This is a genomic window from Stieleria sp., from assembly GCF_041595215.1.
Lineage (GTDB): Bacteria > Planctomycetota > Planctomycetia > Pirellulales > Pirellulaceae > Stieleria > Stieleria magnilauensis.
In genome coordinates, this window is the sequence record NZ_JBFHKV010000389.1 from 1 (window position 1) to 6,996 (window position 6,996).

General features: G+C 59.2%; 7 protein-coding genes. All 7 read left to right on the forward strand.

The features are described from left to right. The first annotated feature begins 590 nt into the window (after positions 1–590). The gene (gene hpf / locus ABX749_RS15910; protein WP_095742343.1) at positions 591–929 is read left to right on the forward strand and encodes a ribosome hibernation-promoting factor, HPF/YfiA family; all 339 of its coding nucleotides are present in this window, start codon (positions 591–593) and stop codon (positions 927–929) included. A 60-nt stretch (positions 930–989) separates the two neighbouring features. Further along, positions 990–1,469 carry a PTS sugar transporter subunit IIA gene (locus tag ABX749_RS15915; protein ID WP_095742344.1) on the forward strand — a complete coding sequence of 160 codons (480 nt, stop codon included), beginning with the start codon at positions 990–992 and terminating at the stop codon, positions 1,467–1,469. Between the two features lie 81 nt (positions 1,470–1,550). Then, positions 1,551–1,898, forward strand: a complete 348-nt coding sequence (locus ABX749_RS15920; protein ID WP_145221612.1) for an HPr family phosphocarrier protein — start codon at positions 1,551–1,553, stop codon at positions 1,896–1,898. 339 nt (positions 1,899–2,237) lie between these two features. Beyond that, positions 2,238–3,983, forward strand: a complete 1,746-nt coding sequence (gene ptsP / locus ABX749_RS15925; RefSeq protein ID WP_145221615.1) for a phosphoenolpyruvate--protein phosphotransferase — start codon at positions 2,238–2,240, stop codon at positions 3,981–3,983. Positions 3,984–4,006: 23 nt separating this feature from the next. Further along, entirely contained in the window at positions 4,007–4,804 is a 798-nt protein-coding gene (locus tag ABX749_RS15930; RefSeq protein ID WP_372896847.1) for a TIGR03936 family radical SAM-associated protein, read from the forward strand. Next, positions 4,801–6,405: an Rne/Rng family ribonuclease gene (locus ABX749_RS15935; protein ID WP_145221621.1), complete on the forward strand. Its 1,605-nt coding sequence runs from the start codon at positions 4,801–4,803 to the stop codon at positions 6,403–6,405. Before ABX749_RS15930 ends, ABX749_RS15935 begins: the two co-directional genes overlap by 4 nt. Before the next feature lie 389 nt (positions 6,406–6,794). Continuing rightward, the coding region (locus ABX749_RS15940) for a hypothetical protein (protein ID WP_372896848.1) at positions 6,795–6,996 on the forward strand (202 nt) is incomplete at its 3' end.

Below are 6,996 nucleotides of genomic sequence, written 5' to 3' on the forward strand. Positions count from 1 at the left end.
ATTGCTTGGATGGGAGCAATTGCGTTATTTTGCCCGATGAACGCGTCGCAAGACACGCCGCGGCGGACAGGGCGGCGACGATCGCCCCCCCTTTCGGGCAGCGCTGTGAAGCATTTTTTAGCGGTAGGGCGCGAGCCCTCCGGTGTTTCGGGACCGATGAGGGACCGGAGGGCTTGCGCCCTGCCGCGAACACCTCGTCATCCGCAGGAAACAAATGCTTCACAGCGTTGCCTTTCGGGCGGTCGGAGCCGGATGCAGCGTCGGTGGACGCTGGCAGGCGGAACCGGCTGGATGGGTTGCCACGATTGGGGTCGGCGGAGGGCCAAAGAAGGGGCCGTCGGCCCGTTGAAATCCACCCTGGGTTACCACCCAAACGGACTATCTGCAAAAATGATCGCTACCCGTGGACGGTTCTGTCGCGTATGCTTGCGTTTTAACAGGAGCACTCTGTCGTCACGACGTGCCGGATTTCTGACGATCCGGCGGTCGCGCATTGCTTTGTCTGCAGGAGAATTCAAGGACCTGGGCATCGTACCGCGTCCAGTCGGGCAGCGACGGAGTCGGATTACATCGATCGGAGAGAAGCAACGATGCAGGTAAGTGTTTCAGCTCGCCACGGCAGTCTTCAGCCAGGTGACCAGGAGTTGATCCAGGAGAAGGCCGTCAAATTAAGGCGTCTCTATGACCGAATCAACGCGATTGAAGTCACCGTTGACCTGGAAAACACCGATAAGCCTGCGGTCGAAATCCAAGTATCCATTGAGCATGCCGGAGAATGCGTCGCCACGGCGGAAGCCACCACGGTGATCGCAGCCTTGGACATGGTGATTCCGAAGGTGGAGCAGCAGCTTCGTCGGATCAAGGAAAAAAAGACTGGCCACCGCGCCACCGGACACAAACACATTGAAACCCCGGCAAGCGACGAGTAATCGGCTGTAACAGTCGAGCCCATCGTGTTTGTCGATACACTCATTGAAAATTCACACCCCATGAAGTTTGCAGATTTCATCAGTACGCAGTCGATCAAGGCCGAACTCAAGGCCAAGACAAAAGAGCAAGCCATCGAAGAGCTCGTTCAATGTTTACTTGAGTCGGGCGAGATCGATGCCGAACAACGCGACGACATCGTCGCGGCGATTATGAAGCGTGAGGAACTCGGTTCGACCGGCATCGGTCGAGGCGTCGCGGTTCCGCACACCAAACACCCCAGCGTCCAAAAGCTGGTCGGTACCGTCGGAGTCAGCGAAGAAGGCGTTGACTTTGACTCGCTCGATGGAGAACGCGTGCAGCTGTTTTTCCTGTTGATCAGCCCTCCCGAACGCCCCGGCGATCACCTGCGGGCCTTGGAGAACATTTCGCGTCAGCTGCGCGACGAAACGTTCTGTCGCTTTCTCAAACAGAGTAAGTCAGCCGAGGACATCACCCAGTTATTGCAAGAAGCCGACGACAACCAGTTTGCCACCGGCTGATGGATTGAGCGGCCGGCTCGTTGACGACCGGTGCACGAATCCCCATCCAGTTTAAACACCCGATACAGACCCGCTTTTTGCATGTCAAAAGCGCTTTGCCGCACCGTCGTTGTTTCCAATCCGCAAGGGCTGCACGCACGCCCGGCAGATCTTCTGGTGCGGATGGCCAACCAGTTCGAGTCCGTGATCTTGATCGGACGTGGCGGCGAAATGGTGGATTGCAAAAGCATCTTATCGCTACTCACGCTCGGCGCCGCACTCGGCACCGAGTTGACCTTGACCGCTGAAGGCAACGACGCCGAAAACGCCATCGATTCGATCGAGCAGTTTTTTCAACGCGGATTCGACGAAGCTGACGACAACGATTCGGCCCCCACGGAAGCCAAATCGGGTGACGTCAGAGAAACCGATCCGACCTCGCCTGCTTGAACCGAAACGAAGGCACCCCGGCTCTGGCGACCCGCCCTTCCGGCTCGATCTCGATCGATCCCGGCCGACAGGGCGTCGCGTCGAGAGCGCCCGATACCCCTACATTCCTGCTCGAAGATCGACGCGATGCGACGGTCTTCACGCCCCCGTACACAACTACCTCTCGATGGATCGGATTGAACTGCCCGAGCCTCGCTGCCAGGTGCGCACGATCGCGACAGAACGTTGGCCAATGTCACCGCCCCCCGGCGCCGTCGACGTTGACTCCAGCGGTCGGTCGTCACACGATCACGCGGCCCTGATGCGATCGGCAGATCAGCACCGTGCCCTCGAACCACGATGGTCGAACTTCAAGGCATCCCTGTTTCACCCGGGGTCGCGATCGGCCCAGCACTAGTGCTGGATGCTGCCGGTTACCGAATCCCGCGCTCTCTGCTCGCCGCTGATGAAGTGGAAGCGGAGTTCGCTCGGTTGCGCGATGCCGTCGACCGTGTCTCGACCCGATTGGAATCCAATCGCCTGGAAACCTCGGCCGTCGCCGGCGAACACACCGGGGACATCTTCGCCGCCCAACTGCAGATGCTGCACGACCCGCGGCTGCAAGCCGAATTGCGGCGACGCATCGAACAGGAACACCAGTCGGCCGCCTACGCCGTCAGCCGTGTCCTGCACAACTACGCCGAAGCACTCCGCAAGCTCGATAACCCGCTGCTGGCCGATCGCGCCGAAGATGTCCTGGACATCGAAAAACAACTGCTGTTTTGCCTGGGTGCGGTCTCCGAAAGCCGACTGGTCGATCTGGATGAAACCGTCATCATCCTCTCCCACGTCCTGACCCCCAGCGAAACCGCCAACCTGGATCGACGTTACGTACGCGGGTTTTGCACCGAAACCGGTGGCCCCGGCGGTCACACCGCGATCGTCGCCAAAGGGTTGGAGCTGCCGGCGGTCGTCGGGATCGGAAACTTTCTCGATCTGGTCGGCAATCGGATCAAGGTCATCGTCGATGGCGACCGCGGACGCGTGATTCTGGATCCCGATCCGGAGACGCTGGCCAGCTACAAGAAACGTCTGAAAGAACGCCGGTCGTTGACCGCCAAACTTTCCGAACTCCGCGATCTGCCCGCCGAAACCATCGACGGGACGCCGCTGCGGTTGAGCGCCAACATCGAATTCCCCCACGAAACCACCACCTGCATCGAACGCGGGGCCGACGGAATCGGTCTTTATCGCACCGAGTTTTTGTACCTGTCCAGCGCCGAAGAACCGAGCGAAGAAGACCACTACCAGGCCTACAGCCAGGTCGTCCGAGAGATGGAAGGCCGGCCGGTCGTCATTCGCACGTTGGATTTGGGTGCCGACAAAATGGGCCATCGGCCCCTGGCCGAATACGAACACAATCCCTTTCTGGGTCTGCGAAGCATCCGCCTGTCGCTGCGCAATCTGGATCTGTTCCGACCCCAGTTGCGGGCCATCTTGCGGGCCGCGGTGCACGGCGACATCAGTGTGATGTTCCCGCTGATCACCACGCTGGCCGAGTTCCGTCAAGCGCGGATGTTGCTCAACGTCGTCGCCGAGGACTTGAAAGAATCCGGCACGCCGCACCGCAGCAACATCCCGGTCGGGATGATGGTCGAAGTCCCCGCGGCGGTGATGATGCTCGATCGCTTCGTCGAAGAAGTCGATTTTCTGTCGATCGGCACCAACGATTTGGCCCAGTACACCCTGGCGGTGGATCGCAGCAACGAGTACGTCGCCGACCTGTATCAATCCAGTGACCCGGCCGTGCTGCGGTTGATCGCGCGCTGCGTCGAAGTCGCCAAAGAGCACGACTGCCCCCTTTCCATTTGCGGTGAAATGAGCAGCAATCCCGCCCGGGCACTGCTGTTGATGGGCATGGGCGTCCGGCACCTGAGCGTGCCGCCGTCGTCGCTCTTGCGCGTCAAGAAAGCCATCCGCAGCGTGTCGATCGGCCAGTGCGAACAGATCGCCGAACGCGTCATGCAACTCGAAGCCGCACGTGATGTCGACCTGTATTTGCTGGATCGACTCGGCGAATACGTTCCGGAACTGATCGTGACCTGAACATCCCCCCGATTCCCTCATCCATGCCTTCTCCCCCAGCCAACACCACCACGACCCACGACGCGCCCGACCAGGCGACGGCGGATCAGCCGCTGCGGCTGCGCTATCGCGTTCGTTTCGCGAAAACGGGGCTGTTGCGATGGACCAGTCACCGCGATCTGGCGCGGCTCTGGGAACGGTTGGTCCGACGCGCGCAACTACAGCTGTCGATGACCGAAGGGTTTCATCCCAAACCGCGGATCGGTTTTCCGTCCGCCCTGGCACTCGGCATCAGCGGCTTGGACGAAGTCGTCGAACTCGATTTGGCCGAAAGACTCTCGGCGCCGGAATTGTTCCGACGCCTGGACCACGACGATCAACCCGGGCTGGTCATCAAGAGCGTGCAGTTGCTACCCGAGGACAGTGGCAAAGCCAAGTTGGAACGCACCGAGTATGTGATCACCCGGCCGGACCCGGAATTGGGCGCCGACCCGATCGATGCCGACCGCGTCCGTTCTGATCTTGAGGCGTTGCTGGCCAAAGACACCGTCACGGTGAATCGTAAAAACAAACCGGTGACCTTCAACGTTGCCGAACAAATCCTGTCGTTGACCTTCAACGACAACCTTGAACTTTCGATGGCCGCCAGTGACGCGGCGACCCTGAAACCGACCGACGTGCTGGATCTGATCGGCTGTTCCGATTGGATCGCGCACGGGTCGCAAATCACCCGAACAGAAGTGGTTTTGAAACGCGAGTTTCCGACCACCGATCCCGAATTTTTAGCAATCGCAAACCAAACGCCGCACTGCGGCGAACCCACCGACGAGGTGCCCAAATGAAACGCGAAATGTTGATGAACGTGCTCCAACCCGAAGAGAGCCGCATCGCCATCCTGGATGATGGAAAACTGGAAGAGCTGTACGTCGAACGCAAAAGTGTCGAAGCCTTTGCGGGAAACATCTACCGCGGAAAAATCGTCAACTTGGAACCCAGTATCCAAGCCGCCTTCGTCGACTTCGGCGTCGGACGCAACGGCTTTCTGCACATCAGCGATGTCGAACCGGAATACTTTCGACAAGGCGGTTATGACCCCGAAGAGATCAAACGGGAATCGGACGAAATGGCCGAAGCGGCCGCCAAGCGCGCCCGCGAATCCGGACGCGGCTCCAAACGAGCGTTCAAAGGCGGTCGGCCGCGGATCAAACCGCCGATCCAAGAAATCTTTAAACGTGGCGACGAAGTCTTGGTGCAGGTGATCAAGGAAGGGATCGGCACCAAGGGCCCCACACTCAGCACGTACATTTCGATCCCCGGACGTTACCTGGTGCTGATGCCCGCACTGGAACGGGTCGGTGTCAGCCGCAAGATCGAAGACGACGACGACCGTAAACGGCTCCGTCGCTGCCTGCTGTCGCTCGGCCCGCCAAAGGGACTCGGCTTCATCGTCCGCACCGCAGGTGCCGGTCGCAGCGAGAAAGAACTCGGCCGTGACATGGACTATCTGATCCGGTTGTGGAAGACGATCGTTCGTCGCGTCAAAAGCGGCAACCAACCCGGCGTGCTGTACGAAGAGAGCGATCTGATCATCAAAACGATTCGCGACATCTACAACGATGACATCGACCAGATCGTGATCGACGAGAAAGAGGCGTTCGAGAACGCCCGCGACTTCTTGAAAATGGTCATGCCCCGCGTCGTCGATCGGCTGAAACTCTATGACGGTGCATCACCTTTGTTCCACAAGTACAACTTGGAACAAGAGATCGTCAAGATTCACCAACGCCAGGTCAAACTTCCCAACGGCGGTTCGATCGTCATCGATCCGACCGAAGCGTTGGTCGCGATCGATGTGAACAGTGGCAACTTCCGCGGCGAAAAGTCGGCCGAAGACAACGCGTTTCGCTTGAACCTGGCCGCGGCAAAAGAGATCGCCCGTCAGTTGCGACTGCGCGACCTGGGCGGCGTGATCGTCAACGACTTCATCGACATGCGCAAAGAGAGCCACCGTCGCAAAGTCGAACGGGCGCTGCGTGATGCGATGGCCGGCGACCGCGCCCGCACCAAGATCTTGCGGACCAGCCCGTTCGGGCTGATCGAAATGACGCGGCAACGGATTCGACCGAGTCTGAAACGCAGCATCTATCAAGATTGTCCGTGTTGCGAAGGTCGTGGGTTGGTCAAGACCGCCGAAAGCATGTCGATCGAAGTCGTCCGGATGCTGGCCCTGGCCGTCAAGAACGAACACATCCAACGTGTCACCGTTCGCGTCAACGATGCCGTCGCGGCGCACCTGAACAACCAGAAACGCCGCAGCGTGATGGAAATGGAAGACACCGGCGGCATGACGGTCCAAATCCTCGGCAGCGAAGGCCTGTACCCCGAGCACCTGGAAATGGACTGCCGCGACGCCCAAGGCGAACGTGTCGAAATCGACTCCTAAACGCTGCCATTGCGTGGGATAGGCTTCCAGCCTGTCGTCCTCCACTCGTTCCCGGGCTCCAACCTGGGAACGAGATGTACGACGTCCTTTTTCGGTCGTCGCGCGTCACGAGTCGTCCTCCGCAGCGTCGTTTTCGATTGGGCTCAGCGGATTACCGCCAGCCGATGAGCATTTCATCATTCTGTGTGCGTATGATTCTGCCATCCCGCTTTTGATTTCCGCCGACGTGACAGGACGCCTTGGCTGGGTGGAGTGGTAGGAAGATTTTGGAGGTAAGAAAATTGGCGCAATCGACCGATTTTTGCATTTCAACATTTTCTTACCCCCGAAATCTTCTTAGCTGATTTACCGCAAAAGCTGGGCCGCGTGCACGAACCGACTGATGTCAGTTGTGCTTTCCAGCCCAGTCGCCACATGTTTGTTTCTGGTCGATCGCAAAACCGCCCGCCGGCAGTTCTACTAAACTATGGGGGCTGTACCTTCCACATCCCACCCTCGATCCCCACCGCAACATGACCGCTCGAATCCTGTTTGCCTGCTTGGCGTTGATTCCGTCCCTCTGTCTGGTCGCCGATGCCCCGGCTGCCGATG